2 protein-coding genes are annotated in these 2,290 nt (G+C 63.4%); both read left to right on the top strand.

Going from position 1 to position 2,290, the window contains the following annotated elements; genetic code table 11:
* Positions 1-633, top strand: a 633-nt coding sequence (locus tag JQ621_RS35245; RefSeq protein ID WP_283813240.1) for a flagellin, incomplete at its 5' end; no start/stop codon positions are given.
* 170 nt (positions 634-803) lie between these two features.
* The coding region (locus JQ621_RS35240; protein WP_212241800.1) for a DUF1522 domain-containing protein at positions 804-2,290 on the top strand (1,487 nt) is incomplete at its 3' end.

Below are 2,290 nucleotides of genomic sequence, written 5' to 3'. Positions count from 1 at the left end.
ACCACCAACGACTACGCGTCCTCGACCATCGGTTCGAGCGCCGCGGGTGGTGCGATCGGCGGCACGCTGACTTCGGCGCTGACCTTCTCGACGGCTTCCAGCCCCGTCCAGGATACGGTTGCGCAGACGTCCCGCGCCAACTTGGTCAACCAGTACAACAACATCCTCCAGCAGATCGACTCGACCTCGCAGGACTCCTCGTTCAACGGTGTCAACCTGTTGAACGGCGACCAGCTCAAGCTGGTGTTCGACGAGACCGGCAAGTCGAGCCTCAGCATCACGGGCGTGACCTACAACTCCAAGGGTCTCGGTCTCGCAGCGCTGACCAGCGGCGTCGACTTCATCGACAACGCCGCGACCAACAAGGTGCTGACCAACCTGAACACCGCGTCGAGCACGCTGCGTTCGGAAGCGTCGGCTCTGGGTTCGAACCTGACGATCGTGCAGGTTCGTCAGGACTTCAACAAGAACCTGATCAACGTGCTGCAGACCGGTTCGTCCAACCTGACGCTGGCCGACACCAACGTCGAAGCGGCGAACAGCCAGGCGCTGTCGACCCGCCAGTCGATCGCGGTCTCCGCGCTGTCGCTGGCCAACCAGTCGCAGCAGAGCGTGCTGCAGCTGCTCCGCTAACAAGCGGACGACATCGCAAGCAAGACACGGCGGCGGGGCTTCGGCCCCGCCGCTTTTTTTGAACTTCCGGTTCCACTTTCAGTATTTCTTAGGGGCTCAGGCCCGATGGTCCCTCGATCAATCCGATCAATTGCGATCGCGATCGTGGACGCGTTCCCAGAAGGGTGGTTATGTCTGGCATCGTTCTCTCGGCGTCCGTTCGCCAGAACCTGTTGTCGCTGCAGTCGACGGCCGATTTGCTCGCCACCACCCAAAGCCGCCTGTCGACCGGCAAAAGTGTCAACTCGGCTCTGGACAATCCCACCAATTACTTCACGGCGCAGTCGCTCGATAACCGCGCCGGCGACATCGGGAATCTGCTCGATGGCATCGCCAACGGCGTCCAGGTTCTCCAGGGGGCCAACACCGGCCTGACCTCGCTGCAGAAGCTGATCGACAGCGCCAAGTCGATCGCCAACCAGGCGCTCCAGACCACGGTCGGCTACTCCACCAAGTCCAACGTCTCCACCTCGATCTCAGGTGCGACAGCGGCCGATCTGCGCGGCACGACGTCCTACGCGAGCACGGCCGCCGACGGCAACGTGCTCTACTCAGGCGCTGCGGGCGGCACGACGCCGGCGAACTCGACAACCACGCTAGGCGGCGGGCAGGGAGTCTTGACCGGCGCCCCATTGACGGACAATTCTGCCGCCGCCATCAGCTCGAGCACGCTGATCTATGGCGCATCCGGTGCATTGACGACGCAGGTCGCCAGCAAATTCGCCGACGGCGATACGTTCAACGTCAACGGCAAGACGGTCACGGTCAAGGCGGGGGCCACGCCGACTTCGTCCAGCCTCGCGGGGACGGCGAGCGGCGTCTACCACAATGTGGTCAATGACGGCGATGGCAATTCGATCGTCTACCTCAATGCCGGCACCACCGCCTATGACTTCGTGACGGCGTTCGACCTCGCAAGCGGGGTTGCCGTCTCCACCAACACCAGTGGCACCGCAAGCGTGACAAATCCGCCCGGGGTGACGCCGTCGGGTATACCGCCCGGAACGATTGTCCTGCGCAGCACGACGGGCGCAGACCTCAACATCACGGGCAAGGCCGACGATCTTGCGGCGCTGGGTCTCACGAGCGCGACCGGCTCCGGTAATGCGACGATCCACGTCCCGCGATCGACAAGTTCTGCCACAACGAGCTCGCTCGTGCAGGCCGGATCGACGCTCAATGTCGACGGTCACGTCATCTCCTTCAAGGATGCATCGACACCAGCAGCGGCTTCGTTGGGATCGACCCAGGGCGTGTCCGGCAACGTCGTCACCGACGGCAACGGCAACTCGACGGTCTATCTTCAGAGCGCGGATGTCGCTGACTTGTTGAAGGCGATCGACTTCGCGACCGGCGTGCAGACTTTCGCGCTTAACGGCAGCGGTGGTGGCACGCTTGCAACGGCGGCCGGACAAACGGCCTCGTCGATCAACAGTTCAGGACAACTGAGGATTTCGACGGGCGTCAATGCCGACCTGTCGATCACGGGGACGGGCAATGCCTTGTCCGCGCTCGGTCTCGCCGGCAATACCGGCACGGCAACCGCGTTCACCGCGGCCCGTACCTCCGGCGTCGGCGGCATCACCGGCAAGACCTTGACCTTCTCCTCCTTCAACGG

Source organism: Bradyrhizobium manausense (assembly GCF_018129685.1).
In the GTDB taxonomy this organism is placed as follows: domain Bacteria; phylum Pseudomonadota; class Alphaproteobacteria; order Rhizobiales; family Xanthobacteraceae; genus Bradyrhizobium; species Bradyrhizobium manausense_D.
Note: the sequence above shows the minus strand (reverse complement) of the source record. Positions and strands in the feature narration are given on the sequence as shown.